The sequence below is a fragment of the Martinezella rhizogenes genome, from assembly GCF_007002745.1.
Lineage (GTDB): Bacteria > Pseudomonadota > Alphaproteobacteria > Rhizobiales > Rhizobiaceae > Agrobacterium > Agrobacterium cucumeris.
Genome location: NZ_SGNY01000006.1, coordinates 186890 through 213304, shown reverse-complemented (window position 1 = coordinate 213304; position 26415 = coordinate 186890). Strand labels below are relative to the sequence as shown.

At 58.0% G+C, this 26415-nt stretch carries 26 protein-coding genes and 2 riboswitches; of the genes, 11 read left to right on the top strand and 15 right to left on the bottom strand.

Going from position 1 to position 26415, the window contains the following annotated elements; genetic code table 11:
• Positions 1 to 11 precede the first annotated feature (11 nt).
• From EXN68_RS18450 to trmD, 4 genes are all read left to right on the top strand, one after another.
• Positions 12 to 329, top strand: a complete 318-nt coding sequence (locus EXN68_RS18450; protein WP_142842248.1) for a chorismate mutase — start codon at positions 12 to 14, stop codon at positions 327 to 329.
• 33 nt (positions 330 to 362) lie between these two features.
• Positions 363 to 740 (top strand): 30S ribosomal protein S16, encoded by a 378-nt coding sequence (gene rpsP / locus EXN68_RS18445; RefSeq protein WP_035221728.1) that lies wholly within the window; start codon positions 363 to 365, stop codon positions 738 to 740.
• 120 nt (positions 741 to 860) lie between these two features.
• Positions 861 to 1427: a ribosome maturation factor RimM gene (gene rimM / locus EXN68_RS18440; RefSeq protein WP_142842247.1), complete on the top strand. Its 567-nt coding sequence runs from the start codon at positions 861 to 863 to the stop codon at positions 1425 to 1427.
• Between the two features lie 4 nt (positions 1428 to 1431).
• A complete protein-coding gene (gene trmD / locus EXN68_RS18435; RefSeq protein WP_142842246.1) occupies positions 1432 to 2130 on the top strand; it encodes a tRNA (guanosine(37)-N1)-methyltransferase TrmD in 699 nt (232 codons plus the stop codon).
• Here the strand turns inward: trmD and EXN68_RS18430 are convergent.
• Positions 2112 to 2858 (bottom strand): sulfite exporter TauE/SafE family protein, encoded by a 747-nt coding sequence (locus EXN68_RS18430; RefSeq protein WP_142842245.1) that lies wholly within the window; start codon positions 2856 to 2858, stop codon positions 2112 to 2114. The two genes, trmD and EXN68_RS18430, sit on opposite strands and share 19 nt — an antisense overlap.
• Positions 2859 to 3125: 267 nt before the next feature.
• Between EXN68_RS18430 and rplS the strand changes: the two genes are divergently transcribed.
• Positions 3126 to 3665, top strand: a complete 540-nt coding sequence (rplS, locus tag EXN68_RS18425; RefSeq protein WP_046799594.1) for a 50S ribosomal protein L19 — start codon at positions 3126 to 3128, stop codon at positions 3663 to 3665.
• A 604-nt stretch (positions 3666 to 4269) separates the two neighbouring features.
• Positions 4270 to 5217: a calcium-binding protein gene (locus EXN68_RS18420; protein ID WP_142842244.1), complete on the top strand. Its 948-nt coding sequence runs from the start codon at positions 4270 to 4272 to the stop codon at positions 5215 to 5217.
• Positions 5218 to 5472: 255 nt separating this feature from the next.
• Here the strand turns inward: EXN68_RS18420 and EXN68_RS18415 are convergent, their stop codons facing one another.
• Positions 5473 to 6750: an MFS transporter gene (locus EXN68_RS18415; RefSeq protein WP_142842243.1), complete on the bottom strand. Its 1278-nt coding sequence runs from the start codon at positions 6748 to 6750 to the stop codon at positions 5473 to 5475.
• Positions 6751 to 7165: 415 nt separating this feature from the next.
• Here EXN68_RS18415 and leuC point away from each other — a divergent pair, with 415 nt between their 5' ends.
• Positions 7166 to 8575, top strand: coding sequence for a 3-isopropylmalate dehydratase large subunit (gene leuC, locus EXN68_RS18405; RefSeq protein ID WP_142842242.1), 1410 nt, complete (start codon positions 7166 to 7168; stop codon positions 8573 to 8575).
• Positions 8576 to 8632: 57 nt separating this feature from the next.
• Here the strand turns inward: leuC and EXN68_RS18400 are convergent, their stop codons facing one another.
• Entirely contained in the window at positions 8633 to 9142 is a 510-nt protein-coding gene (locus EXN68_RS18400; RefSeq protein WP_142842241.1) for a DinB family protein, read from the bottom strand.
• Between the two features lie 97 nt (positions 9143 to 9239).
• Here EXN68_RS18400 and EXN68_RS18395 point away from each other — a divergent pair, with 97 nt between their 5' ends.
• Entirely contained in the window at positions 9240 to 9836 is a 597-nt protein-coding gene (locus EXN68_RS18395; RefSeq protein WP_142842240.1) for a TetR/AcrR family transcriptional regulator, read from the top strand.
• A 4-nt stretch (positions 9837 to 9840) separates the two neighbouring features.
• Here EXN68_RS18395 and EXN68_RS18390 read toward each other — a convergent pair whose 3' ends face one another.
• From EXN68_RS18390 to EXN68_RS18355, 7 genes are all read right to left on the bottom strand, one after another.
• Positions 9841 to 11355: a M48 family metalloprotease gene (locus tag EXN68_RS18390; protein WP_193559535.1), complete on the bottom strand. Its 1515-nt coding sequence runs from the start codon at positions 11353 to 11355 to the stop codon at positions 9841 to 9843.
• Between the two features lie 253 nt (positions 11356 to 11608).
• Entirely contained in the window at positions 11609 to 12325 is a 717-nt protein-coding gene (locus EXN68_RS18380; protein ID WP_142842236.1) for a thiamine ABC transporter ATP-binding protein, read from the bottom strand.
• On the bottom strand, positions 12322 to 13962 hold the full coding sequence (thiP, locus tag EXN68_RS18375) for a thiamine/thiamine pyrophosphate ABC transporter permease ThiP (RefSeq protein ID WP_142842234.1): 1641 nt from the start codon (positions 13960 to 13962) through the stop codon (positions 12322 to 12324). The genes EXN68_RS18380 and thiP overlap by 4 nt, the downstream gene beginning before the upstream one ends.
• A 19-nt stretch (positions 13963 to 13981) precedes the next feature.
• Positions 13982 to 14995, bottom strand: a complete 1014-nt coding sequence (thiB, locus tag EXN68_RS18370) for a thiamine ABC transporter substrate binding subunit (RefSeq protein ID WP_142842232.1) — start codon at positions 14993 to 14995, stop codon at positions 13982 to 13984.
• Between the two features lie 37 nt (positions 14996 to 15032).
• Positions 15033 to 15143: riboswitch (TPP riboswitch) on the bottom strand.
• Positions 15144 to 15188: 45 nt separating this feature from the next.
• The gene (locus EXN68_RS18365; RefSeq protein ID WP_142842230.1) at positions 15189 to 15581 is read right to left on the bottom strand and encodes a VOC family protein; all 393 of its coding nucleotides are present in this window, start codon (positions 15579 to 15581) and stop codon (positions 15189 to 15191) included.
• Between the two features lie 91 nt (positions 15582 to 15672).
• Entirely contained in the window at positions 15673 to 17499 is a 1827-nt protein-coding gene (locus tag EXN68_RS18360; RefSeq protein WP_142842228.1) for an ABC-F family ATP-binding cassette domain-containing protein, read from the bottom strand.
• Between the two features lie 4 nt (positions 17500 to 17503).
• A complete protein-coding gene (locus EXN68_RS18355; protein WP_142842226.1) occupies positions 17504 to 18157 on the bottom strand; it encodes a thiamine diphosphokinase in 654 nt (217 codons plus the stop codon).
• 89 nt (positions 18158 to 18246) lie between these two features.
• Positions 18247 to 18323, top strand: a riboswitch (SAM riboswitch).
• Positions 18324 to 18405: 82 nt separating this feature from the next.
• On the opposite strand from EXN68_RS18355, the gene metA reads away from it, so the two are divergent.
• Together metA and EXN68_RS18345 are read left to right on the top strand one after the other, a co-directional pair.
• Positions 18406 to 19332 carry a homoserine O-acetyltransferase MetA gene (gene metA, locus EXN68_RS18350; protein WP_142842224.1) on the top strand — a complete coding sequence of 309 codons (927 nt, stop codon included), beginning with the start codon at positions 18406 to 18408 and terminating at the stop codon, positions 19330 to 19332.
• A 74-nt stretch (positions 19333 to 19406) separates the two neighbouring features.
• Positions 19407 to 20426, top strand: coding sequence for an aldose epimerase family protein (locus EXN68_RS18345; protein WP_142842222.1), 1020 nt, complete (start codon positions 19407 to 19409; stop codon positions 20424 to 20426).
• Positions 20427 to 20440: 14 nt separating this feature from the next.
• Here the strand turns inward: EXN68_RS18345 and mtgA are convergent, their stop codons facing one another.
• Positions 20441 to 21088 carry a monofunctional biosynthetic peptidoglycan transglycosylase gene (mtgA, locus tag EXN68_RS18340; RefSeq protein ID WP_237681433.1) on the bottom strand — a complete coding sequence of 216 codons (648 nt, stop codon included), beginning with the start codon at positions 21086 to 21088 and terminating at the stop codon, positions 20441 to 20443.
• A 234-nt stretch (positions 21089 to 21322) separates the two neighbouring features.
• Between mtgA and EXN68_RS18335 the strand changes: the two genes are divergently transcribed.
• Entirely contained in the window at positions 21323 to 22237 is a 915-nt protein-coding gene (locus tag EXN68_RS18335) for a polyprenyl synthetase family protein (RefSeq protein ID WP_142842218.1), read from the top strand.
• Positions 22238 to 22268: 31 nt separating this feature from the next.
• Here EXN68_RS18335 and EXN68_RS18330 read toward each other — a convergent pair whose 3' ends face one another.
• From EXN68_RS18330 to EXN68_RS18315, 4 genes are all read right to left on the bottom strand, one after another.
• Entirely contained in the window at positions 22269 to 22931 is a 663-nt protein-coding gene (locus EXN68_RS18330; RefSeq protein ID WP_065114337.1) for a YiaD family glycine zipper/OmpA-like lipoprotein, read from the bottom strand.
• A gap of 66 nt (positions 22932 to 22997) precedes the next feature.
• Positions 22998 to 24248, bottom strand: coding sequence for a flavodoxin-dependent (E)-4-hydroxy-3-methylbut-2-enyl-diphosphate synthase (gene ispG / locus EXN68_RS18325; protein ID WP_142842216.1), 1251 nt, complete (start codon positions 24246 to 24248; stop codon positions 22998 to 23000).
• 120 nt (positions 24249 to 24368) lie between these two features.
• Positions 24369 to 25559, bottom strand: coding sequence for an MFS transporter (locus EXN68_RS18320; protein ID WP_142842214.1), 1191 nt, complete (start codon positions 25557 to 25559; stop codon positions 24369 to 24371).
• Positions 25560 to 25571: 12 nt separating this feature from the next.
• Positions 25572 to 26372, bottom strand: a complete 801-nt coding sequence (locus EXN68_RS18315) for a DeoR/GlpR family DNA-binding transcription regulator (RefSeq protein WP_142842212.1) — start codon at positions 26370 to 26372, stop codon at positions 25572 to 25574.
• Between the last annotated feature and the right edge of the window lie 43 nt (positions 26373 to 26415).

Genomic DNA, 26415 nt, shown 5'->3' with positions numbered 1-26415 from the left:
GGGGGACGCCAGTGAACACTACAGACGTGAAAGCCCAGCTTTCCGAATATCGCCAGTCGATCGACAATATCGACGCCGCACTGGTTCACATTCTTGCCGAACGTTTCCGCTGTACCAAGGCGGTGGGCGTGCTGAAGGCAAAGTACAATTTGCCGCCGGCAGACCCGGCGCGCGAGGAATACCAGATCGAACGCCTTCGCCATCTGGCCAAGGACGCCAATCTGGACCCGGATTTCGCCGAGAAGTTCTTGAACTTCATCATCAAGGAAGTCATCCGGCATCATGAAGCAATCGCCGCCGAACATGGCGGTAACGAAAAGACCGCCTGAACGGCGGACAAGCCATCCTAAGGAGTATATCACATGGCACTTAAAATTCGTCTCGCACGCGGTGGTTCCAAGAAGCGCCCGTATTACCAGATCGTCGTTGCAGACGCCCGTTCGCCCCGCGACGGCCGTTTCCTCGAGAAGGTCGGCTCCTGGAACCCGATGCTCGGCAAGGACAACCCGCAGCGCGTTGAGCTGAAGGCTGACCTCATCAAGGAATGGATCGCCAAGGGCGCACAGCCGACCGACCGCGTTCTGCGCTTCCTCGCCGAAGCCGGTCTTGCCGAGCGCGCCGCTCGCAGCAACCCGGAAAAAGCAAAGCCGGGCAAGCGCGCCCTGGAGCGCGTTGCTGAAAAGAAGCAGAAGGCTGAAGATGCAGCCGCTGCTGCTGCAGAAGCCTCTGCTGCAGAATAATCTGCACGGTAACTTTTGAAAAACGGGTGGCGTGGTTTTCCATGCCGCCCGTTTTTTGTTTATTTTGGCGTCAACAAACCTTAAAGCTGACGCAACCAACACCAGAAGACGGACGGCCCGATGGCAAAGCTGGAAAACCCGGTACTCATGGCAAAGATCGGCGGCGCGCAGGGCCTGCGCGGCGAAGTCCGTGTCAGCACCTATACGGCCGACCCGATGGCGCTCGGCGATTACGGTAATCTTGTCACCGCCGATGGCCGCCTCTTTGAAATTCTGGAAGTGCGCGAGGGCAAGAATGTCGTCGTCGTCCGCTTCAGGGGCATCAACGACCGCAATGCGGCAGAAAGCCTGAACGGGCTGGAACTATTCATCGACCGCGACAATCTGCCGGACGACGAGCTTGATGATGACGAGTTTTATTATGCCGATCTCGAAGGGCTGGAAGCCGTTGACGCGGAAGGCAAAAGTTATGGCGCCGTCAGCGCCGTTTACGATTTCGGCGCGGGCGATCTGCTCGAACTGAAAGGCGCCGGCCGCCGGCCTGCCCTCATTCCCTTTTCCGAGTCGGCCGTACTTGAGATCGATCTCGAAGCCGGACGCATTCTCATAGATCCGATGGCCGCCGGCCTGATCGACAATCCCGACGACAAGGACGAAACCGGCGTACCGCCTTTCGGCAAGAAATAAAGCCATGACCTTTAAGGCTACCGTGCTGACGCTCTACCCGGAAATGTTTCCGGGGCATCTGGGTTATTCGCTGGCCGGCAAGGCGCTGGAGCGCGAACAATGGTCGCTCGAGGCCGTGCAAATCCGCGAATTTGCCACCGACAGGCACAGAAGCGTCGACGACACGCCGGCAGGCGGCGGTGCCGGCATGGTGCTGAAACCCGATATTCTGGCCGCAGCCATCGACCATGTTTCGGATGGCGACACGCGGCCACGCCTGCTGATGAGCCCGCGTGGCAAGCCGCTGTCGCAGAACCGCGTGCGCGAACTGGCGGCGGGTGAGGGTGCGATCATCGTCTGCGGCCGTTTCGAAGGCGTCGACCAGCGGGTAATCGACGCGCGTGGGCTGGAGGAGGTGTCGATCGGCGATTACATTCTCTCCGGCGGCGAACCGGCGGCGCTGACGCTGCTGGACGCCATCGTCCGCATACTTCCTGGTGTCATGGGCAACGATCTCTCCGGCGTGCATGAAAGCTTCGAGGGCGGGCTACTGGAACATCCGCATTATACCCGCCCGCAAGTCTGGGAAGGCCGCGACATTCCCGCCGTCCTCACATCAGGCAATCACGCCGTCATCGACAAGTGGCGGCACGAACAGGCGCTGGCGCTGACCAGGGAAAGACGGCCAGACCTTCTCGAAAAAGCTCAGGCCGAGACGAAATAATAGGCCGTCAAAATCAGCCCGACTGCAATTACCAGCCAGCGGATGATCCATTGCGGCACCCGCCTTGCGGTGTGCACGCCCACATAGCCGCCAAGTGCCGCCGCCGGAAACATGATGAGTGCCGCCCACCAGGACACGACGCCGCCGCTGACGAAAATCGTGATTGCAATGACGGCGATCACCACCGACAGCAGGTTCTTCAGCGCGTTCAGGTGATGATAGCTGCCGCCAGAGGTTATTCCGAGGATGGCGAGCATCATGATGCCCATGCCGGCACCGAAGAAACCACCATAAATCGATGCAAGCCCCTGAAAGGCGAGGCTAGGCAGATTTCCGGGCGAGCGTTCCGCACTCGTCTTGGGTCGCAGCCACGGGCCGGCAGCGAAAACGGCGGTGGCCGCCAGAAGCAGCCATGGCACCAGCTGGCGGAAGGAGGGGTTGTCGAGCGATAACAGCAGCAGCGACCCGGCCAGCCCGCCAACGACGGACACGGCCGACAGCAGGATCGCCTCACGCCAGTGCGCACGAATTTCCGGCGCATAGGCGATCACGGAGGTAATGTAGCCCGGAAATTGCACGATTGCCGACGTTGCATTGGCAACGATGGGCGGCAGGCCGGCAAGTGTCATCGCCCCGAAGGTCAGGAAAGTGCCGCCACCGGCGATCGCATTTACGACACCAGACAGAAAGCCGGTCGCAAACAGCATGAGAACGATGAAAACTGACATGGCCCCTCCCAAGGTTCTCATGCCATATCCGGCAAGACGCCCCTTCGCAACTGCTGCAACGCGACGCATAATTGATAAAATATTGTCATGAAAGGGATGACAAACGGCGCATGCTAGTATATGTGCGCGCTTGGAATTGGGGTTTGCCCCTTTAACCGCAAGCAAAGAATGGCGAACCCGCTCCTGCCGCAAGGCATGGTCTGAAGGCATTGACCGACAGACGACCGTTGAGCGCTCTGGCTGTTTCAGAAGAAATCAGAGGTTAATATGACCAATATCATTCAGCAGCTGGAAGCCGAACAGGCTGCCAAGATCGAAGCAAAGCGCACCCTGCCGGACTTTTCGCCGGGCGATACGCTGCGCGTCAACGTTCGCGTAACGGAAGGTAACCGTACCCGCGTTCAGGCTTACGAAGGCGTTTGCATCGCCCGTTCTGGCGGTGGCCTTTCCGAAAGCTTCACCGTTCGCAAGATCTCCTACGGCGAAGGCGTCGAGCGCGTATTCCCGATCTACTCCCCGCTGGTCGAAGGCGTTGAAATCGTTCGCCGCGGTAAGGTTCGCCGCGCGAAGCTCTACTACCTGCGCGATCGTCGCGGCAAGGCTGCCCGTATCGTTGAAAACACCGGTACGCGCGCTCGCAAGCTGAACGAATCCGAGCGTCAGGCAGCTGCCGAAGAAAAGGCACGTCTGGAAGCCGAAAAGGTAGCAGCAGCACAGGCTCTCGCCGCCGAAAAGGCAGCAGCCGAAGCCGCAGAAGCCAAGGCAGCGGAAGAAGCAGCAAAGGCTGCAGAAGCCACAGCGGAATAAGATTTCCATTTCAATGGATTTACGGGAAAGGCGGTCTTCGGGCCGCCTTTTTTGTTGCTTGTATTTAAGTAAACTGGATCACAACCGAGCGCTTACAGGCGTTATCGGCGGCAGCGTCCCATCCGTCAGGAGCAATCAAGCACAAGCAACGATGACATTGATCTGCACGGCGCAAATTTCGCTTCTTCGATGGTGATCCCCTGAAAGAGCATGGATTGATTATCGTAGAAGGAGGAGCCGATACCTTCGTCCTTCAATGAGTATGGCATGGGAACTAGCTTGGGCTACCAACTTTAGCTTTGCCTTTGAGAATGACGCAGGTAGCACTGAAGTTGGTTAGCAAGACAATCGACGACGTATCATGATCATCAATAAATAATTTTTTGTTATATATAGAATATTTATTATTAATTTTATTAATAAATTACTAAAATTTGTTGATATCAAAATATATTTGCAATTTACAAAAACAAATGAATACTTACTCAAATTTACATCGTATAAAATGAGTTACACCAATAGAACTAGTAAAAAAAATACAATATAAATGTAAATTTATAAAAAATAAATTCCAAATTTTATAAAACTCAAAAAGGATACTGAAATGGTATTAACAGTAAATTTCGGTAACGGTGGCGCGGCTTCGGTATCGTCGCTTACCAAGTTGATCGATCAGGAAGTCTACCAACTGCTTACGGTATCAACCACTCAGGAAAAGAACGGCGTCTCGCTTGAAACTGGCCCCTTAGGTACAATCTCCGTTGCTGGAACCGGCAGCAAGGTCGATGTTGGATACGATGCAAACGCAAATGGCTTCACCTTCGACGTGACCTCCGAATGGAATTCCGTAAAGAATGCTCTCATAAAGTCCGAGAGGCCTGAGAACCTTAAACTCAAGGATTTTGTACATGTGGACGTTCAGCTCGGCGGTACTGGCTCTTCCAACCTCGAAGTTCTTAACACCAAGCGCGGCAACATCTTGACAGGTGCTGGTAACGACACTGTCGCCGTCTCTCTCCTTTCGAATGAAAACACTTGGGTGAATGCCTTTAATATCGATACGGGCGCAGGCAACGACACGATCAATGTGAAAAGGGGCGCTGCGTTCAACGATGCTTCCGCCGCAAGCCCGGGTGGTATTGTTGCTGGTACCTACGTTGCGAATGGTGGAGTCGGTGTTACGAATGGTCGCTTCACCTCCGTCAAGATCGATGCAGGCGCCGGTAACGACGAAATAGATCTAAGTAGTGTGAATCTCGCTTCGTCGATGATAATTGGAGGTAAAGGCATGGATCGTATGACGGCAAGCAGTGGCGCAGATACCTTTGTTTTTAATAAGGGCGACATAGGGACTTGGCTCGCTACCGATACCATCTTTGGCTTCGACGCATCCGTGGACAAGCTGAAACTCGTCGGCACAACTATCGATGACTGGGCGGTGACAAGTTACGGTGTCAACACTCTTATCGTCAACATTACGCTTGAGCGCGGAGACGAGTCGATTATTCTTTCCGGCGTTCGGCTTGAAAACAATGACTGGTTCTCAGCATAGTTATCCGAAGCGCTGGCAATATTTTGAATGATGATGGTGGCTCGGCACACGTCCGAGCCACGATTTCTTGTTATTCAAAACACTTCAAATAAGTGCATCCAACAGTTACAGCTGTAACGCGCAAAGGCGGTGATATAAATTCCATGCGGCAATTTAGGTGCAAACGGGCTGTACTCTGAGTAAAACCACCTGATCCAAAAACTCCCTACGTAAACCCACGCCGGTAGAGCCGGCTGTCGTATTGATCAAAGGAAATCAGGCCGCCCTGGCCTGATCACCCATTTTACGCGCGGCGATGATGACCAGCACACCCGCAAGCGCCAGGCAGAAGGCAAGGAAGAACATCGGCGCAATCGTGCTGCCGGTCTGATCCTTGATCCACGGCACCACATTCTGAGCCACGAACCCACCGAGATTGCCCACCGAGTTGATGGCGGCAATGCCTGCGGCGGCACCAGCTCCCTTGAGGAAGCGGCCGGGCAGGCTCCAGAACACCGGCTGGCCGGCGAAGATGCCCGCAGCGGCGATGCAGAGGAAGCTGAACTGCAGGACCGGATCGCTGAGCAGCGCCGACATCAGCAGGCAGAACGCGCCGACAAAAGCCGGGCCGACAATGTAGGGCGTCTTGTTCTTCGCCTTGTCGGCAGCGTTAGGCACAACGAAGAGGGCAATAGCCACGATCACCCACGGGATGATGTTGATGAAACCATTGGCGGTGTTGGAAACGCCGAAGCTCTTCACGATCGTCGGCAGCCAGTAGCTGAGACCATAGGCGGCCAGCGGAAAACCAACATAGCAAAGCGCCATGAACAGCACGCGCGGATTGATGAGCGCCTTGAAGCCATCCTCCGCATGTTCTTCCATGCCCTTGTTTTCTTCAGCCAGCCGGTTCTTCAGCCAGTCCTTTTCATCCTGCGTCAGGAACTTCGCCTTTTCCGGCGTATCATCCAGATAAAAGAAGGTGGCGATACCGGCGATGACGGCAGGAATACCGGTTGCCAGGAACACCCATTCCCAACCGGCATAACCGAGGAAACCATCCAGATCGAGCAGCATGCCGCCAAGCGGCGCGCCGATCGCATTGGCAAGCGCGCTGAAAATCATGAACAGGCCGATCATTCGACCGCGATAATCACGCGGGAACCACAGCGTCATCAGGAACAGCACGCCGGGGAAGAAACCAGCTTCGCAGAGCCCCAGCAGGAAGCGCAGAATGTAGAACATCGTGGCGTTCTGCGTATAGGCAAGCGCGATGGTGACCGCACCCCAGGAAACCAGAATGCGGGCGAACCATTTACTGGCGCCGAAACGGTTGAGGAACAGATTGCTCGGCACTTCGAAGATGAAATAACCGATGAAGAACAGCGAGGCACCAAGGCCATAGGCATATTCGCTGAGGCTCAGCGCATCGACCATCTGCAGCTTGGCATAGCTGACATTCTGGCGGTCGATATAGGCGATGAGGTAGAGAAGGCCAAGAAACGGCATCAGCCGCCAGGTGATCTTCGAGATGAGGGCTTTTTCGGATACCATATGCTTTCCTCCCTTCGATTTCTCGTCGAATGCAAATGATAAGGGAACCCATCTATATGTGCAGCGCAAAATACGCAAGTTGCACCGCATCATAACCACTGGAACACGTTATGAGACCGGCATTTACTGTAGACGCAGCGCATATGAAGGATACCGAACGGCCCCCTGACGGCCAGTGAGCATTCATATTGCCGTAAAACTGCCGATCTGCTATTAAAGTTGCCATGGGATCTAAATTCGGATGTCTCGCTCAGAATGTTTATGTGCTGCAGGACCACAAGCGTCTGCCGGCACGGTTCTTTGCGCGCGTTTCCGGGGCGCTCACCAGCCGACTTAGGCTCGCCTGACAGCAGCACCTGCTGTCCATCGCCTTACTGAACCCTGATTATCCTTTTCCATGACAAGGCATAGAGCCATGAGCGCACCCCGCACTTTGTATGATAAAATCTGGGACGACCACGTCGTCAATCGTGATCCGGACGGAACCTGTCTTCTCTATATCGACCGTCACCTGGTTCATGAGGTGACGAGCCCGCAGGCCTTCGAAGGTCTGCGCATCGCTGGCCGCCCGGTGCATTCGCCGGCGCGCACGCTTGCGGTGGTCGACCATAACGTTCCCACCACCGCCGACCGGCTGGAAGGCATCAAGAACGAGGAAAGCCGCATTCAGGTGGAAGCGCTTGCGCAGAACGCCAAGGATTTCGGTGTTGAATATTATTCCGAGCGCGACAAGCGGCAGGGCATCGTCCATATCGTCGGCCCCGAACAGGGTTTCACCCTGCCGGGCATGACGATCGTCTGCGGCGATAGCCACACCTCCACTCATGGCGCTTTTGGCGCGCTGGCGCATGGTATCGGCACATCGGAAGTGGAGCATGTTCTGGCCACCCAGACACTGATCCAGAAAAAGGCCAAGAACATGCTGGTGCGTGTTGATGGCAAGGTTCCGGAGGGCGTGACCGCCAAGGATATCATCCTCGCGATCATCGGTGAGATCGGCACGGCCGGCGGCACCGGTCACGTGATCGAATTTGCCGGCGAGGCGATCCGGTCGCTTTCCATGGAAGGCCGCATGACGGTCTGCAACATGACCATCGAGGGCGGTGCCCGCGCCGGCCTGGTCGCACCTGACGAAACCACTTTCGAATACATCAAGGACAAGCCGCGCGCGCCGAAGGGCGAAACGCTGGAACAGGCCATCGCCTATTGGAAGACGCTGAAATCCGACGAAGGCGCCCATTATGACAAGGTCGTGGTGCTGGACGCAGCCAATCTGCCGCCCATCGTCTCCTGGGGCTCATCACCGGAAGACGTGACTTCGGTCGAAGGCGTCGTTCCCAATCCTGATGATATCGAGGAAGAGAACAAGCGCACCTCCAAGTGGCGCGCGCTGGAATATATGGGCCTGCAACCCGGCACCCGAATTACCGATATCGCCGTTGACCGCGTCTTCATCGGCTCCTGCACCAATGGCCGCATTGAGGATTTGCGTGCAGCGGCGAAAATCGTCGATGGCCGCAAGGTGGCCCCCACCGTCTCGGCCATGATCGTGCCCGGCTCGGGTCTGGTCAAGGAACAGGCGGAACAGGAAGGCCTGGACAAGATTTTCCTCGACGCCGGTTTCGAATGGCGCGAACCGGGCTGCTCCATGTGCCTTGCCATGAATGACGACCGCCTGAAGCCCGGCGAACGCTGCGCCTCCACCTCGAACCGCAATTTCGAGGGCCGTCAGGGTTACAAGAGCCGCACCCATCTCGTTTCCCCGGCCATGGCGGCGGCAGCGGCAATTGCCGGCCACTTTGTCGACGTGCGCGAATGGCAATAAGAGCCTGAAGCCAGCCATTAGAAAAGCCACCCGCTCCAAACCGGGGCGGGTGGCTTTTTATTGCGCGCCCTGCAAACGCCGTTGTGGCTGCGTACCGTGCACGAACACGGCAAATGTATCCCAGGGCGGCGTAATTGAGAGTTGGGTCAGGATGCGCGCAACCTCGCCTCGGTGAATGCCGGCATGCAGGACCACGTGTGAGATCATTTCGGCACGGGACATGTAACCTTTGTCACCATCAGTGAAGGTGAAGGCGACAAATTCGCCAAGCGATGCGGGCGATGTTTTCTCGATATAGTCGAGATACCAGCCGTCCAGAGCTGCGACATCCCTTGCAAGATCATTCAATTCCGGCGTTGCCTCTGTATTGTCAGAGACAAAGCCATGCGCCGTTCCGGTGAGGTGACCCGCAAAAATTCTCGCGACAACATAATAGTGATTGATCAACCGAATTGCCGTGTGCCGCTGGGAGGCATTTTGCTCGGGATCGAGTTGTTGCAGCTTCTCGAACAAATCACTGTTCGCCCATGCGTGATAGCCGAGCAAACTCCTGAGCAGGTCCATCATGACAATATCCTTTACATCCTGAAAATGTGAGCACTATGTTTATATTTTCGCCATGGAGGATGCCTTGTCTACTCGCATTGCAAAACGAAAGACCGCGATGCGCAAAGAGCCGCGCCAGGAGCGCTCAAAAGCCACCGTTGATGCCGTTGTCCACGCGGCTGCTCGCATTTTAAGCGATCATGGCTGGGCGGGTTTCACCACAAACAGGGTGGCGGAAACCGCCGGTGTCAGCATCGGCTCGCTATATCAATATTTCCCGGACAAGGTTTCGATTGTCGAAGCGGTGCGCCATCGCCACCTTGAAGATTGCCTCGCGGTCATGAAGAGCGTCACTAAGCAAAGGCAATCGCTCCTCCAATTCGTAGAAGAACTGGTGGCCGGCATGGTCGCTGTGCACAGCCTCCATCCCGGACTTCATAAAGTCCTGCTGGATGACGCACCCAGCCACGCGGAAATGAATGATCCCAACAGCGCTTTTGAAAAGGAATATCTCGGTCTTTATTCGGCAGCGATAACGGCCCACCTACCAGCCGGATCAGCGATGGACAGCCGGACTGCCGCTCTGATCGTGTCCGACGCCATTGACGGCATCATTCACAACGCCGCCAGGCGCGGGGAATTGCAGTCACCCAGGATCAGGCGGGAAATGACCTCACTCGTTCACGCCTACCTATGTGAGGTAACGGCGAGCTGAGATCTTATTCCGAAATGATCTTCACGCGCTGGCCGGGTTGAAGCGTGGCGGTGGCGCTCATCGCGTTGATCATGCGGAACATATCGAGCTTGCGCTCGGTTCCCATCATTCGCGCAGCGATCGTCGCCACGGTTTCGCCGGACTTCACCGTCACCACGCGCACGCGCAACGGCTTCAGCGATGCGATTTCCTGCGGGGTCATCTTGCGGAAGCTCGTGCGCAGCACATTGGCGATGGAATCAAGCTGCGCATTGCCCTTCGGCACCGCCGTCAGGAACCGGAATATCTGCTGGCCGACACGAATGACGGTCACGTCGAAATCCCATTTATCCGCACTTGCCCGGGCTGTCGCGGCCTCCAGACCATTGATCTGCGTTTCCTTGACGGTTTCCGGCAAGAGACCGGCAACCCAGCCGCTGGTCAGGTAATTGGCAAGGGTGGTCTGTTTCGGATCGGCCACGCCGTCGAAACGGATCGCCATATCGCCGGGTCCTGTGGCCAGAACGGCTTCCACCTTGTTGTCGATGACGAAACCTTCCGGCACGTCAAAACGGATGCCAAGCGTTCCGTGGAGGAACGTCTGACCCCGGACATACCCTTCCTGCGGGCTGTCGCCGTAAAGCAGACCGTCTATGCCATCCAGGAACCAGTCACGTCCACGATCCCCAACCTGACCTTCCTGGCCGAAGGCACGGGCATGGCGGCGCGCAAGCTCAATGCGCTGCGGCGTGTTGGGGTGGCTGGAAAGGAAGTCGAGGCTCTGGTCGTTTTCGGGATCAGCCGAGGAAAACCGTGCATAGGCCGCCATGGAATCCAGAAAACGCGGCGATGCGAATGGGTCGTAACCGGCCTCGCCCAACATGCGCACACCGATGACATCCGCCTGCAATTCCTGTTGGCGCGAGAAGGCAGCGAGCCGAAGCTTGCCGCGTGCAAGCGCCTGCTTGCCGGCCAGATCGCTCGACAGAACCTCCGCGACCACACGGCTGGCGATCACCTCCGCCTCTTCCCGGCGCTGACGCTCGATGCCGTGATTGGCGGTGACATGGCCCATCTCATGCGAAAGCACGGCGGCCACTTCCGAGGCGTCATTGGCGAGCGCCAGAAGCCCGCGCGTCACGTAAAGATATCCGCCCGGCAAAGCAAAGGCGTTGATGGCAGGCGAGTTCAAGATGGTGATGCGATAGGACTGCTGCGGATTCTCCGAAACAGCCGTCAGCGCGCCGGCGATGCGGGCAACAAGCCGTTCGGTCTTGGCGTCACGATATTCGCCGCCATAACTCGCCACGATGCGCGGATGTTCGCGTGCACCCATCTGCGCACGGGGATCGTTCTTCTGCACCTCTTCCACGGTCTGCGGATTGTCCGATGGGCGCAATGTGGACTGGTAGGCAGGGCTGAACAGGGACTGGCACGACGACAGGAATACGGCAGACGCCGTCAGCACGGACCAGGCAGCAGCCATCCTGCCCGAACGGCGAAGGCCTGAACGGGAGAAGAACCTCCACTGTGCAGTCATGCTATTTCTCATTCTCTATGCCTGCCCCTAACGTTCCTGATCATCCGTTAATTGCAGACCAGAATAACAGATTCGCCCCAACGAGCCATGAATGCCGATACGGTAAAAACGATCCATCAAGTCCGGAATATTCCTGAAGAACGCAATAATTCCCGTCTTTTCTCGGGCAACAACTTGAAACTGGCAAGTGCAAATTAGCGCCATTGAAGTCATCTAAAGCGATTGCCAGCGGCACGCGTCGAAAATAAGGCGATCAGCCGTTCAGAAAACTGTCCACCGCCTTCACATTTTGTGTGGCAAAGAAATCTGCGGTCGGGCCGGTGTAGACAACGCGGCCGCGATCAAGAAAAACCACCCGCTGCGCCAGCTTTTTTATGTCGTCCGGATGGTGTGAGACAATAATCACCGTATTTTTTGTTTCGGCATGCAAGTCGAGAAGCAGGGAGGTCATGCCTGCGCGCAGTCCCGGATCGAGCGCGGCGAAAGGCTCATCCAGCAGCATGACCGGTTTTTTCCTCACCAGCGCACGTGCCAGAGCCGCCCTTTGTCTTTCGCCGCCGGAAAGCGTGCCGGGCAGGCGCCTGTCAAAACCCGCAAGACCAACGCGCGCCAGCGCCATCTCGATGTTACTCCGGTCTTGTGCCTGCAATTTCAGCCCCGGACTGACGCCGAGCGCGACATTGGTGAAAATATCGAGATGGGCGAAAAGATTATTATCCTGAAAGATCGATGAAACAGGCCTTTCGGAAGGATCGAGCGCCGTCATGTCCCGCCCACCGATCAGCACACGACCGAAATCAGGCGCTTCGAAACCAGCGACCAGATTGAGAAGCGTCGACTTGCCCGAACCGGATGCGCCGACAACGGCGGTCACCAGGCCTTGTGGAAAGTTGCAATCCAGATCGAAATCCTGCGTTCCAAGCAGCAGCCTGACCCTGTCCAGTCGAACTGCGAAATCATCACCGGTCATATGGTTGCCTTTGCTGATTGCGCCCCTGGTGATTGTGACTGTCGTGAAACGCCGCCTGCGGCAAGCAACAGGCAGACGACACCAAGGATAAACGCGTATCCGGCAGCGTCATTGGTGCGGTAGCTGCCCATATTGCTATAAACGAGCCATGGCAAGGTGACGAAACTTTCCGACCCGAACAGGGCAACCGCCCCGAGATCGCCGAGGGACAGGGCCATGGCAAAGGAAAACGCCATCGCCAGGGGCCGCCACAGAACCGGCAGATCGGCAAATCGCAGCCGCGTCAGCCCCTGTAGCCCAAGACTGGCGGAAAGCCGGCCGGTGCGTAGAAAATGGCTGTTAAAGGCCGGCTCCAGCACCCGCATGGCAAGCGGCAGCGCCATCAGCATATTGATGATCGCCACGAGAACCGGCGCATAAAAGCTGACATCACCGAGGGGCCGCAACAACAGAAACCAGCCGCTTCCGAGCACAACGGGCGGCACCAGCAGTACAAGCGAAGACCCCGCACCGAGTGTGGCGGACAGAAAGCGCAACGGCCGAACCGCCCGCCGCCGTGAAACAACGGCCTGACGCGCACTGATGATCGCAAAACAGCAGAGCACGACGAGAGTTGCGGAGAGCACGGCAATGGCAAGGCTGGTGGCGGCCGCTCGCAAAAAGATCGGTGCTGACAGAAGGCGCGGCAGGTCGGCACTCAAGCCTGAGACGGCTACGGCCACAAGCGGCAGTCCAATCAGCAGAACCGCAAGAATGATCGCCGCCCCGTCCCAGAGACGTGCACCAGCCCCTTTGCCATCGAAGCGGCGAAGGGGCCGCCCAAGCGAGGCGATTTCCGCTTCCGGCGATGGCAGAAAGGCAAGAAGGCCAAGCAGGATTGCGGTAAGGACAATCTGTAAAACTGAAAGCGCGATCGCCCGCTGCGGATCGAAATCGAACCGCAGCGCCTGATAGATCGCCACCTCCAGTGTCGTGGCTGCCGGGCCACCACCAAGCAGCAGCACCAGCGTGAAGCTGGTGGCGCACAGCATGAAGACAAGTCCGGCAATACCGGGAACAAGCCGCGAAATCGCCGGCCATTCGATGAAGCGGAAAGTTGAAACCGGCCCCATGCCCAGGCTTGCCGCCATGCGCCAATATTCACCCGGAATGCGCTCCAGTCCGGCAAGCATCAGCCGCACGCAGAGCGGCAGATTGAAGAACACGTGTGCGATAAGAATTCCGGAAAGGCCGTAAATGCTGAAGGGTTGCTCCGCGCCGGCAAAAACGAGAGCCGTATTCAAGACACCCTGCCTGCCCCAGATGGCGATAATGCCGAATGCGCCGACAATGACCGGCAGCCCCATCGGCACCGCCATCAGCCTGATAATCCATATCCTTCCCCAAAAATCCCGCCGTCGGGCGAGCGCCAGCGCCACCGGCAGGCCGAGAACGATGGACAGGAAGGTGGAGAGCATTGCCTGATAAAGCGTGAAGCGCAGGATACGCAGCGTATAGGTATCCATGATGCCCGCAGCCGATGCGCCGGCATCGAAAGACAGGAGGGCCGCAACGGCGAGCGCTATGAACAGGAAAACGGCGGCAAAGGCCGCCGTTCCGAAAACAATGGATCGCCGGTAATCGCGACGCAGCATCATGGGTGGGCGTGCCTTTTCCTCAATTCATGCTCATGGCCGCAAGCCATTCGTCGATCCAGGCCTTGCGGTTCTTCGCCACCTCTTCCGGATCCATCAGAAAGGTCTTGGCAGGCACGACGAGTTTGGAAAACGCCTCGGGCAAAGGTTTCGATGTCGCCGCAACCGGCATCATCCAGTTGTTTTCGGGAATGGCATCCTGAAAACCTGATGTGAGCGTGAAAGCCAGAAACTGCTTTGCCAACTCCTTGTGCGGTGCGTTTTTGAGAAGGCCAGCCACTTCGATCTGGATGTAATGCCCCTCCGAAAAGGAGGCAGCCTGATAGCGATCCGTCTTTTCGGCGACCATGTGATAGGCGGGCGAAGTGGTGTAGGAAAGCACCATCGGCACCTCACCCTTGGTGAAGAGACCGTAGGATTCCGACCAGCCCGGTGTGACGGTCAGGATGCGTTTCCTGAGCTTCGCCCAGGCCTCGGGAGCCTTGTCTCCATATACCGATTTCACCCACAGAAGTAGCCCAAGCCCCGGCGTGGAGGTACGCGGATCCTGAATGGCGATCTTCTGCGAAGGATCGCCGTCCACCAGTTCTTTCAGGCTCGCCGGCGGGTTTTTTACCGTCTGCGTGTCATAGATGACCGCGAAATGCCCATAATCGTAGGGGACGAAGACATCGTCCTCATAACCACCCGGCACCTTGGCCGCCGACGTATCGATGCCGCTGACATCGAAAAGGCCGGTCTGTTTCGCTTCCGCGACGAGGTTGGTGTCGAGACCGACAACGACATCCGCCTTGGATCCCGTCCCTTCCAGTTTCAGGCGGTTGAGCAGCGCCACACCATCCGCCACGCCGATAAAATTGACCGTGCAACCACAAACCTTCTCGAAGGCTTCCTTGACCTTTGGACCGGGTCCCCATTCGGAAACGAAGCTCTCATAGGTGTAGACAGTCAGCTCCTGCCTGTCCTGTGCGACGGCAAGGCCGGGCAGAAACAGGGAGGCGGCAATGATGGAATTCAGGAAAAGACGACGGCGCACGGGTATCTCCTCAAAACAAAAAGGGAAATAGCCGCCTGCCTTGAAGCCGTCTAATCCCTCCGCCGGTATGAACCGGATCAGGTTCTTCGGGTTGGCAAGCCTCTCAGCCTTTTGCACGCAAGCACAAAAGACACCCCGTTAGATCAAGATGATGGTGTAGTCCCGCCGTCTGCGATTGGCAAGATGGCTGTCGTCAGCCCTGCGCCGTCATATGCACCAGTTCCCAGACGTGACCATCAGGATCCTCAAAACTGCCGGCATACATGAAGCCGTGATCCTGAACGGGTTTCCAGCCGCTGCCACCGGAGGCAAGTGCGGTTGCAATCATCCGGTCGATTTCCTCGCGGCTTCCGGCGGACAGGCAGGTCAGCACTTCGGTGCTACTCTTCGCATCGGCAATATCGCCATTGATGAAATCGCGAAAACGCTCTTCCTGGAGCAGCATCACGAAGATGTTCTCCTCCACGATCATGCAGAGCGTTCGATCGTCAGAATATTCTGGATTGAAGCTGAAACCCAGCGCCGTGAAGAAGTTTCTGGATGTCTCGATATTCTTGACGGGTAGATTGACGAAGATCATGCGCATTTTCTGAACTCCTCCGAACCCGCACAGGAAACGGCAATTCCGCCTCCCTGTCAAAGGCGGATACAGCTCAATCGGCAAAAGACGAGCGCCTTCAGCCTTCCAGTTCCTCGCGCAGCATCTCCAGCTCCAGCCATTCTTCTTCCATGGTCTCGAGCTTTTCACGCAGCTTGGTCATTTCCTGCGCCAGCGTATTGAATGTGGCAGGATCCTTGGTGAATAGCGCGGGATCAGCCATGCGCTGCTCACGTTTTGCGATTTCGCCCTGCGCTTTTTCCATCTCCTTCGGCAGATTTTCGAGTGCGAATTTCTGCTTGAAAGAAAGCTTTCCCTTGGCCTTTGCAGGCTCCTGCGAAGCGGAAGCCGAAGATGCGGCCTTCGTTTTTTCCTGTTTCTCCGCCTTGCGTTTTTCCTCCGCCGCGCCCTTGCGCTGCGCCATCATATCCGAATAACCGCCGGCATATTCGATCCAGCGTCCATCCGGCTGATCCGGATTGGCGGGTGCGATGGTGGAGGTGACGGTACGGTCAAGAAAATCACGGTCGTGGCTGACGAGGATGACGGTGCCGGAAAAACCCACAACGATTTCCTGCAACAGATCGAGCGTTTCGATATCGAGATCGTTGGTCGGCTCGTCGAGGATCAAAAGGTTGGTCGGCCGCGCCAGAATGCGCGCCAGAATAAGACGGGCGCGCTCGCCGCCAGAGAGGTTGCGGATCGGCGTGCGGGCCTGTTCCGGCTGGAACAGGAAATCCTTCATGTAGCCCGTAACGTGCTTCACTTCGCCATTGACCAGCAGATTGTCGCCGCGCCCATCAGTCAGGTAATGCGCGAGCGTATCGTTGGGATTGAGATCCTCACGCTTCTGGTCAAGCGTTGCGATTTCCAGATTGGTGCCGAGCTTCACCGTTCCGCTATCGGGCTCAAGCTGGCCGGTCAGCATTTTCAAAAGTGTGGTTTTGCCGGCACCATTCGGCCCGACGAAACCGATACAATCGCCACGATGCACCCTGAGCGAAAACGGCGCGACGATCACGCGCTCATCGTAAGCCTTGGTGATGGCCTCGGCCTCGATGACCAGCTTGCCGGATTCGCGCACGTCCGAAGCCGTCGCCTGCACGGAGCCCTGCGGTCCCTTGTGGCCGCGATATTCGGCGCGCATGGCCTGAAGTTCGCCGACACGGCGCATGTTGCGCTTGCGCCGCGCGGTCACGCCGTACCGCATCCAGTGTTCTTCGCGTTCGATGGCCTTGCCGAGCTTGTGCTGCTCCAGCTCTTCCTCTTCCAGCACCTTGTCACGCCATTCCTCGAAATGGGCAAAGCCGCGATTGAGGCGGCGGGACTGGCCACGATCGAGCCACACGGTCGAGGTCGAGACTTTTTCGAGAAAACGCCGGTCGTGCGAAATCAGCACCAGCGCGCTGCGCGTCTGCTGTAATTCGCTTTCAAGCCATTCAATGGTGGGCAGGTCCAGATGGTTGGTCGGCTCGTCCAGCATCAGAATATCAGGCTCCGGCGCCATGACGCGGGCAAGCGCCACACGCCGCGCTTCGCCGCCGGAAAGGCTTGCTGGATTTTCCTGTCCCGTCAGACCGAGATGTTCGAGCAGGTACGTCACCCGATAAGGGTCGTCACCCGGCCCAAGCCCCGCTTCGGCATAGGCCTGAACGGTATCGTAACCGGCAAAATCCGGTGCCTGCTCCAGATAACGGATGGTAGCGGAAGGATGGCGGAAAACCTCGCCCGACTGTGCCTCGACCAGCCCGGCAGCGATCTTCATCAGGGTCGATTTACCCGAGCCGTTGCGCCCGACAAGGCAGATGCGGTCGCCCGGCTCCACCTGGAAATTGGCGCCGTCGAGCAGCGGGGTCACGCCGAAAGTCAGCTTGATATCGTCGAGTTTCAAAATTGGGGGTGCCAAGGCGTCAGGCTCCGGTCAGATCATAGGGGCGGGCGAGGACGATGGCTTTGCCGCTTTTCAGCGAGAAATGCACAGGGCCGCCATTCGCGACATTGGAAATAGTGCGGGAAGAGCCGAAAGCAAGCGCGAAATCGTCAAGCGGATAACGCACATTGCCGATATCAAGCCCTTGAAGGGCGGTAAATCCGGCCACGGAAAACAGCGAACCGGCCGGCAGATCAACATCAAGCGAACCGGGAAGCAGTGGCTGCGCCTCCTCGTCGCCTGACGTCAGTGTCACGTCGAGACCCCGTTCGGCAAGCGCCACCGCATAAAGAAGATGTTGCAGCGCATGGTCGCTTCTCTCGCCTCCAAGCGCCCCCACCAGCAGCAGCGAACGCGCCCCACGGGAGAGTGCTTCCGAGACCGCGATCTCGCCATCGGTCACGGCCTTTGCGGCCGGGTAAGGCTGCCGCTCCACATCGGGCCAGGAGCCCAGCAGATCTTCACTGGCGGAATCGAAATCGCCAACCCAAAGCTCCGGTCTGAGGCCGAGCGGGCCGGCATGGCGCATGCCGCCATCGGCCGCGATCACGCGGCTATCGGCAACCGCCAGCTTCAGGCGGTCGGTAACCGTGACATCGCCGCCAAGCAGAATGGTGAAGCGCTCTTTATCCATGCCCTGCCTTATCGCACCTCAGCCAAAAAGGGAAAGCCGAAACCCGATGAAATCAGCCTATATTGATTTTCGCCGGCTTCGGGATTATGAAACGCTTCAGTGGTGATTTGCCGACCGGCTTGCAGCCACTTTAAAGAAGTCGCTAAAGGGTCGAGGAAAAGGGCAATTTCCTGGGACCGGCTGCGATTTCGCTGCCGGTTTTTTTGTTTTCGCAACGTTCTTTACGTCACCCGAAAAGAGAGTTCGACATGCCGATCAAGATTCCCGATACGCTTCCCGCCTTTGAGACCCTCGTTCATGAGGGCGTGCGGGTCATGACCGAAACGGCGGCCATCCGGCAGGATATCCGCCCGCTCCAGATCGGGCTTCTCAACCTCATGCCGAACAAGATCAAGACGGAAGTGCAGATGGCCCGCCTCGTCGGCGCCTCGCCGTTGCAGGTGGAGTTTTCGCTGATCCGTATCGGCGGCCATCGCGCCAAGAACACGCCGGAAGAACATCTTCTGTCCTTCTATGAAACGTGGGAGGAAGTGCGCCACCGCAAGTTTGACGGTTTCATCATCACCGGCGCGCCCATCGAGATGCTGGACTACGAGGATGTGACCTACTGGGCCGAGATGCAGAAGATTTTCGACTGGACGCAAACCAATGTCCATTCGACGCTGAATGTCTGCTGGGGTGCGATGGCTGCCATCTACCATTTCCACGGCGTGCCGAAATACGAACTGAAAGAAAAGGCGTTCGGTGTTTATCGTCACCGCAATCTCTGCCCGTCATCGATCTATCTGAGCGGCTTTTCGGACGATTTCCAGGTTCCGGTCTCACGCTGGACGGAGGTACGCCGCGCCGACATCGAAAAACACCCCGAACTTGAAATCCTGATGGAGTCAGAGGAAATGGGCGTGTGTCTGGTGCATGAGAAGGCCGGCAACAGGCTCTATATGTTCAATCATGTCGAATATGATTCAACCTCGCTTTCGGATGAATATTTCCGCGACGCAAATGCCGGTGTGCCCATCAAGCTGCCGCATGATTATTTTCCGCACAATGACCCGGAGCTTGCCCCGCTGAACCGTTGGCGCAGCCACGCCCATCTGTTTTTCGGCAACTGGATCAACGAGATATATCAGACGACGCCCTACGATCTCGAATCCATCGGCAAACTCGCCGCGTAAATTGCCGATTGCGAATTGCCGGGAAATGACGCAACGTCCGCCCGGCAATTCGGGGCAATCGGGAGAATGATGCAATGAGCGACGGGGCAGCACGCGAGAATTTCGGTTTCACGGCGACCGGTGAAAAGGTCGAGCGTGTCACCATCTCGAAGGGCGGACTGACGGCCAAAGTCATCACCTGGGGCGCGGTCATTCAGGATCTGCGCCTCGATGGTCATCAGCCGCCGCTCGTTCTCGGCTTCGATAAATTCGAGGACTATAAATATTCCTCCTATTTCGGCGCCACCCCCGGCCGTAATGCCAACCGCATCGGCGACGGTAAATTCTCGATCGACGGGCAAGAATACCAGCTGGAGCTGAACGAAAAGGGCGTAACCCATCTGCATGGCGGCAGCGACGGTATGGGCAAACGCAACTGGATGCTGATGGAGCATGGCGAAAACCATGCCGTTCTGCAGATCATCGATCCCGACGGTCGCGCCGGTTATCCCGGCAACTGCACGGTCACCGCCACCTATACGATCCTCGACGGCGGCGTGCTTTCGGTGGTCTACGAAACGGTGACCGACAAGCCGACCATCGCCAATGTCTGCCAGCACTCCTATTTCAACCTCGACGGTGCGGATACCGCACTTGGGCATGAGATCAGCATCGCCGCTGATTTTTTCCTGCCGACCAACGACAAACAGATACCAACCGGCGAAATCCGCTCTGTTGAAGGCACCGTCTTCGACCTGCGCCAACCGACACCGATGCGGCGCAAGGAGGATGGTGAGCAGGTCCTCTACGATCACAATTTCTGCCTCTCGCCCGAGCGCCGCGCAAAGCGCAAGATTGCCCGCGCCTATTCGCCGGCCTCGGATATCGCCCTTGAGGTTCACACCACCGAACCCGGTGTGCAGTTCTATTCGGCCTTCAAGCTGAACGTTCCGGTTCCCGGCCTCGATGGCCGCCACTATGGTCCCTTTGCCGGTTTTTGCCTCGAAACGCAGATCTGGCCTGATGCCGTCAATCACCCTGATTTTCCGCACGCGATCCTGCGGCCGGGCGAAACCCTGCGTCAGGAAACAGATTATATTTTCACGAAGGGCTGAGCGGGCGGGCTGGATCAGTCCAGTACGCAGCCGACATAAGCGCCCGAGGCCCGGGCGCGCCGCTCGATAACACCAGCCAGCCTTTGCAGACCACGCCCGGGCTTGCTGGCGACCCGGTCAATGGGATTGGGCAGGGAAACGGCGAGCAGCGCCGCCTGACGGGAACTGAGCTTTGCCGCCGGCACCTTGAAATGATGCTGCGCGGCAGCCTCGATGCCATAAATACCTGGTCCCCATTCGGCGACGTTGAGATAAATCTCCATCATCCGCTTTTTGGACCAGACAAAATCGGCCGCGATCGCCAGCGGCAGTTCCAGTCCCTTGCGCAGAAACGAGCGGCCGTTCCATAAAAACAGGTTCTTGGCTGTCTGCATTGGAATGGTGCTGGCGCCGCGGGTGGAGGCGCCATCGAGTGCATTGCTGACCACGGATTGCATCTGGTTCCAGTCCACGCCACCATGGAAACAGAATTGCCCGTCTTCGGACATCATCACGGATTGCACAAGACGGGGCGAAATATCCTCGAGCGGAACCCAGCGCCGGTCATAGCCCTGCAGTGTTACCAGATCGGCAAGCATCAGCGTCGAAACGGGCCGCATGAACGGCAGCGCATAGACGGGAATCAGCAGATAGGGCAGGATCAGCAAAGCCAGCAAGGTCATGATGATGCGCTTTGCCAACGTGCGAAAATCCACCTTCGGACTGCCCCGGTCTTCCGCCAGCACGGCGTAATCTGCGTCGCTTTCAGGCGTACTGCTCAATATCCGTCCCAGCCCCGCGCCAATCGAAGCCTTTCATAGTCCATTGCCGTCTTCAAGGCGAGTCTGGTCAAACAGTTACGCCCGGGAATCACGAAAAGGTTGCCTGGCCCCGCGCGGCATGTCAAAGAGCGCGACATGGACGCTCAGATGACGAATTTCGAAACGAGGCTGCGCGAAAACGCGGCAAAAACCGAAGCCCTGCTTGGCCGCCTGCTTTCCGGTGAAGCACGCGCAGACGAGATCACGCGTCCGCAAAACCTGCTCGACGCCATGCGCCATGGTGTGCTGAACGGCGGCAAACGCCTGCGGCCCTTTCTCGTTATCGAAAGCGCCGCCCTTCTGGGCGGAGATGCCGAAGCTGCCCATTATGTCGGCGCGGCACTGGAATGCCTGCATTGTTATTCGCTTGTGCATGACGATCTGCCGGCCATGGACGACGATGACCTGCGCCGCGGCCAGCCGACGGTGCATCGCAAATTCGATGAGGCGACCGCCATTCTCGCCGGTGACAGCCTGCTGACGCTCGCCTTCGATATTATCGCCTCGGATGAAAACCCGCTTGCGGCCGAGCGTAAGGCCGCACTCGTGCTTTCACTTGCCCGCTCAGCCGGCATCGGCGGCATGGCCGGCGGACAGGCGTTTGATCTTGCTGCGGAAAAAAAGGCGCCGGATGAAGCCGGCATCATTACATTGCAGGCTATGAAAACCGGCGCTTTGCTGCGTTTCGCCTGTGAGGCTGGCGCGATCATTTCCGGAAGCGATGTTTCCGAACGGCAAAGGCTACGCCTCTTCGGCGAAAAAATCGGCCTCGCCTTCCAGCTCGCCGACGATCTTCTCGATCTCACTGCCGATGCCGCCACCATGGGCAAGGCAACCGGCAAGGATGCCGCACGCGGCAAGGGAACATTGGTCGCCTTGCGCGGTGAAGACTGGGCGCGCGCCAAGCTGCAGGAACAGGTAACGGAAGCCAGTAACCTCCTGGCCCCTTATGGCGAAAAGGCTGCAATTCTCATCGCGGCCGCAAGGTTCATTGCCGAACGGAAAAGCTGAGCCGGTTTCCCCGCTCAGCCTCTATACCCAATCAGCCCTTAAGAGGCGAAATCAGCACTTCAACGCGACGGTTCTGAGCGCGACCGTCAGGCGTTGCATTCGATGCGATCGGCTGCGAAGCACCGAAACCAAGCGTCGAAATGCGGCGCTGATCGACGCCGCGCGCGCCGAGGTAATTGGCAACCGATGCGGCGCGACGCTCCGAAAGGCCCTGATTGTAACCGGGGCTGCCGGTGGAATCGGTGTGACCATTGATGTCGATCAGCGTGCGGTTGAACTTGTTCAGCACGATGCCAACAGAATCAAGCGTCTGATAGAACGGCGGAATGACCTGATCCTGATCCGTCGCAAAGGTGATGTTCGACGGCATGTTGAGGACGATGCTGTCGCCACGGCGGGAAACCGAAACGCCCGTACCCTGAAGCTGGGCGCGAAGCTCGGCTTCCTGGCCATCCATGTAATTGCCGATGGCGCCACCGGCGAGCGCACCGATGCCCGCACCGATAAGCGCGGCATTACGACGACCGGTCGGCGAACCGCCGACAGCCAGACCGCCGAGCGCGCCGACCACGGCGCCGATGCCGGCACCACCCGCGGTGTTCGACATCTTCTGTTCACCCGTATAGGGATCGGTGGTGGTGCAGGCGGAAAGATAGGTCCCGCAAAGGGCGACGATCGCGATTTTTTTGATCATGTGTTTTGATGCTCCGAGAGGTTCAGGAGGTACGACAGTGGAATTCCGGCTTTTTCACGGTACTCTTTACTCCGCCGCGTCTTTCCGGCCAAAACGCTTTTCGATGTAATCGGCCACAAGCGCTTCGAAATCACCGGCAATGTTGGGACCACGCAAAGTGAGCGCCTTTTCCCCGTCGATGAAGACCGGCGCTGCCGGGCTTTCGCCGGTTCCGGGCAGGGAAATGCCGATATCGGCATGTTTGCTTTCACCGGGGCCATTGACGATGCAGCCCATGACGGCGACGTTCAATGCCTCGACACCGGGATATTTTTCACGCCAGACCGGCATGTTCTTGCGAATATCGTTCTGGATATTCTGCGCCAGCTCCTGAAAGACGGTGGACGTGGTGCGCCCGCAGCCGGGACATGCCGCAACCACCGGAATGAATTGCCTGAAACCCATGACCTGCAGCAATTCCTGCGCCACCTGCACCTCACGGGTGCGGTCGCCATTCGGTTCGGGCGTCAGGGAGACGCGGATCGTGTCACCGATGCCGTGCTGCAGAACGTAACCCATGGCGGCAGACGAGGCGACGATGCCCTTGGAACCCATGCCGGCTTCCGTCAGGCCCAGATGCAGGGCGTGGTTGGAGCGCTCCGACAACATCGAATAAACGGCAATCAGGTCCTGCACCTGGCTGACCTTGGCCGAAAGGATGATGCGGTTGCGCGGCAGGCCGATCTCTTCGGCAAGCTCGGCGGAAATCAGCGCCGACTGGACGATGGCCTCACGCGTGACCTGACGGGCGGAGAGCGGAAACCCCTCTTCTTTGTTACGGTCCATCAGCGTGGTCAGCAATTCCTGATCCAGCGATCCCCAGTTCACGCCGATGCGCACGGGCTTGTCATAACGGATCGCCATTTCGACGATTTCGCCGAACTGCTTGTCCTTCTTGTCCTTGAAACCGACATTGCCGGGATTGATGCGGTATTTCGCCAGCGCTTCGGCACAGGCCGGATGATCGGCCAGAAGCTTGTGGCCGATATAATGGAAATCGCCGATCAGCGGCACATCCATACCGAGACGCAGCAGCCGCTCCCGGATTTTCGGCACGGCGGCTGCGCTCTCGTCGCGGTCAACGGTAATACGCACCATTTCCGAACCGGCCTGGAAAAGCGCCGCCACCTGTTGCACGGTGGCGTCGATGTCAGCCGTATCGGTATTGGTCATCGACTGCACGACGACGGGCGCACCGCCACCAACGATGACGCCGCCCACGTCGACAGCGACGGATGCGCGGCGGGGCTTTGGATCGTAATCGGCATGTGACGTCATGGCGGTCTCTGGAGCTTGCGGCAAGGTCTGGCAATTGAGGTGAAACAAGGGGGCCGGCTTGTCAACACCCAACGCATAAGAGCTTCTACTTTACCGCAATCATGGCAAAATTCGAGACGCCTATTCTTTGCCTGCTCCATCCGCATGCCGGGCAAGCCGCGAAAGCAGCAAAACCACCACATGCAGCAACGGCAATGCAAGGAAGACACTGGCGAGACCCGTATGTTCGGCAATGAAACCGATGGCGGACGGCGCCACCAGAATGCCGGAATAACCCATGGTGGTGACGACGGAGAGCCCGATTCCCGGTGCCAACCCCGGCATGTTGCCCGCCGCGGAAAAGGCGATGGGCACCATGTTGGAAATGCCGATACCGGCAATGGCAAAGCCGATAATTACGAAAGTGGAGCTTCCCGCAAGGCCGGCAATCAAGAGACCGGTGATCGACATGACCGAGCAGAACCGCAGGGTGTTGACCGCACCGAACCGGTCACGCACCAGATCGCCGGCAAAACGCATGGCCGCCATGGTCATGGAGAAGGCCGCGAAAGCGAAACCGGACTGCGAGACGGAAGCCCCCAGTTCATTGCGCAGATAAAGCGCACCCCAATCGAGGATCGCACCCTCCGGCACCATGGAAAACAGCGCCATCAGGCCGATGATCCACGGCAGCGGCGTCAGCGGCAGACCGCCTTTCGGGCGTTCCTCCTCGGCATGCGGACGATCCGCGAGCACCCGCGGCCAGGCAATGACCAGCAACACAAGCGCGATGACCGTCAACGCAATGGCATGGCCCTGCACACCGATTGCCGTGATGAGATAACCGCCAAGACCGGCACCGATCAGGCCGCCCAGGCTCCAGAAGGCATGGCACGACGACATGATCGCCCGGCGCATATCCCGCTCTACCGCCACCGCATTGGCGTTCATGGCAACATCCATCGCCCCCGTCAGCCCGCCGAACAGGAAAACCGCGATTACCCCTGCCCAGATCGTGCCAGCCCAGGAGATGAAAAGCAGTGTCGGCAGGAAGATCGCCGCAGTGACCAGACTGACCGTGCGCGAACCGAAACGGGCGATCTGGGAACCGGCAATCGGCATGAAAACCAGCGAGCCGACGCCGAAAACCAGAATGATCAGGCCAAGCGCGCTTTCGCTGAGCGACAGCCGCGCCGCAAATTCCGGGATCTTGGGCGCCCATGAGCCCATCATGAAGCCGTTCATCAAGAACAGCAGGGAAACACCCAGCCTGTGCCGTGTCAGATAGGACGAGCGCGCAGCCGTCGGCGAAAATGTCGTGGGGCCATTCATCGGTAATATCCTTCAGACTTGACCGTGGGAAAATTGAACGGCGTCTTCGTCGCCGCAATGAACATCTACACCTTTTGCCAACAGTGCCTCGACCAATGCGCGGTCGGCATCCTGTTCCAGCACGAGGCAAAGCGGTGGGGAAAAATCATGCACGTGAAAAGCTGCCTTATGGCCGAGCTTTTCCGTCGTTATTGCGGCGACGATCCGCTGGCTGGCGCTGCAGGCAAGCCGCTTGAACACCGCATCCTCGAAAACATCCGCAGACAGACCCGTCTCCGCCGCGACACCGCAAACACCGAGAATACAGAGATCAGGCCGCATCAGTTCGAGCTGCCTGAGCGCCATGGCATCGATTGCGGCGCCGACGGCCGGATCGACCTTGCCGCCGATCAGCACAAGATCGATATCGGCCCGCCCCGTCAGTTCGGCGGCTATGGTGGGTGTATTGGTCACTACCGTCAACTTGAGACCGGCGGGAATGGCCCTTGCGACAGCGAGGTTCGTGGAGCCGGCATCGATGAAGACGACCATGCCCGGCTCGAGAAGCGGAATGACGGCACGCGCCAGCAGGGCCTTGCGATCGGCATCCTCAGTAATGCGCGTCTTCAACGGCACCGTCATGCTATCAGAAAGCAGCGCTCCGCCATAAACCCTCAGGCATTCCCCGCGCGCCGCCATCTCGCGCAGGTCGCGGCGCACGGTGTCTTCGGAAACACCGAAATTCTGGGCAAGATCCTGCGCAAGCACGCGGCCGCTCTGCCGCAACTGCGCTAGGATGAGCGCCTGCCGCTCACTGACAAAATGATCGCTCATCGAGACTCATGCATAAACAGGAATAAACGTGCATGAACAGGCA

Coding starts and splice junctions, on each gene's coding strand:
- rpsP (WP_035221728.1), top strand. CDS start 363: ATGGCACTTAAAATTCGTCTCGCACGCGGTGGTTCCAAGAAGCGCCCG.
- rimM (WP_142842247.1), top strand. CDS start 861: ATGGCAAAGCTGGAAAACCCGGTACTCATGGCAAAGATCGGCGGCGCG.
- trmD (WP_142842246.1), top strand. CDS start 1,432: ATGACCTTTAAGGCTACCGTGCTGACGCTCTACCCGGAAATGTTTCCG.
- EXN68_RS18430 (WP_142842245.1), bottom strand. CDS start 2,858: ATGTCAGTTTTCATCGTTCTCATGCTGTTTGCGACCGGCTTTCTGTCT.
- rplS (WP_046799594.1), top strand. CDS start 3,126: ATGACCAATATCATTCAGCAGCTGGAAGCCGAACAGGCTGCCAAGATC.
- EXN68_RS18420 (WP_142842244.1), top strand. CDS start 4,270: ATGGTATTAACAGTAAATTTCGGTAACGGTGGCGCGGCTTCGGTATCG.
- EXN68_RS18415 (WP_142842243.1), bottom strand. CDS start 6,750: ATGGTATCCGAAAAAGCCCTCATCTCGAAGATCACCTGGCGGCTGATG.
- leuC (WP_142842242.1), top strand. CDS start 7,166: ATGAGCGCACCCCGCACTTTGTATGATAAAATCTGGGACGACCACGTC.
- EXN68_RS18400 (WP_142842241.1), bottom strand. CDS start 9,142: ATGATGGACCTGCTCAGGAGTTTGCTCGGCTATCACGCATGGGCGAAC.
- EXN68_RS18395 (WP_142842240.1), top strand. CDS start 9,240: ATGCGCAAAGAGCCGCGCCAGGAGCGCTCAAAAGCCACCGTTGATGCC.
- EXN68_RS18390 (WP_193559535.1), bottom strand. CDS start 11,355: ATGACTGCACAGTGGAGGTTCTTCTCCCGTTCAGGCCTTCGCCGTTCG.
- EXN68_RS18380 (WP_142842236.1), bottom strand. CDS start 12,325: ATGACCGGTGATGATTTCGCAGTTCGACTGGACAGGGTCAGGCTGCTG.
- thiP (WP_142842234.1), bottom strand. CDS start 13,962: ATGATGCTGCGTCGCGATTACCGGCGATCCATTGTTTTCGGAACGGCG.
- EXN68_RS18365 (WP_142842230.1), bottom strand. CDS start 15,581: ATGCGCATGATCTTCGTCAATCTACCCGTCAAGAATATCGAGACATCC.
- EXN68_RS18355 (WP_142842226.1), bottom strand. CDS start 18,157: ATGGATAAAGAGCGCTTCACCATTCTGCTTGGCGGCGATGTCACGGTT.
- metA (WP_142842224.1), top strand. CDS start 18,406: ATGCCGATCAAGATTCCCGATACGCTTCCCGCCTTTGAGACCCTCGTT.
- EXN68_RS18345 (WP_142842222.1), top strand. CDS start 19,407: ATGAGCGACGGGGCAGCACGCGAGAATTTCGGTTTCACGGCGACCGGT.
- mtgA (WP_237681433.1), bottom strand. CDS start 21,088: ATGACCTTGCTGGCTTTGCTGATCCTGCCCTATCTGCTGATTCCCGTC.
- EXN68_RS18335 (WP_142842218.1), top strand. CDS start 21,323: ATGGACGCTCAGATGACGAATTTCGAAACGAGGCTGCGCGAAAACGCG.
- EXN68_RS18330 (WP_065114337.1), bottom strand. CDS start 22,931: ATGATCAAAAAAATCGCGATCGTCGCCCTTTGCGGGACCTATCTTTCC.
- ispG (WP_142842216.1), bottom strand. CDS start 24,248: ATGACGTCACATGCCGATTACGATCCAAAGCCCCGCCGCGCATCCGTC.
- EXN68_RS18320 (WP_142842214.1), bottom strand. CDS start 25,559: ATGAATGGCCCCACGACATTTTCGCCGACGGCTGCGCGCTCGTCCTAT.
- EXN68_RS18315 (WP_142842212.1), bottom strand. CDS start 26,372: ATGAGCGATCATTTTGTCAGTGAGCGGCAGGCGCTCATCCTAGCGCAG.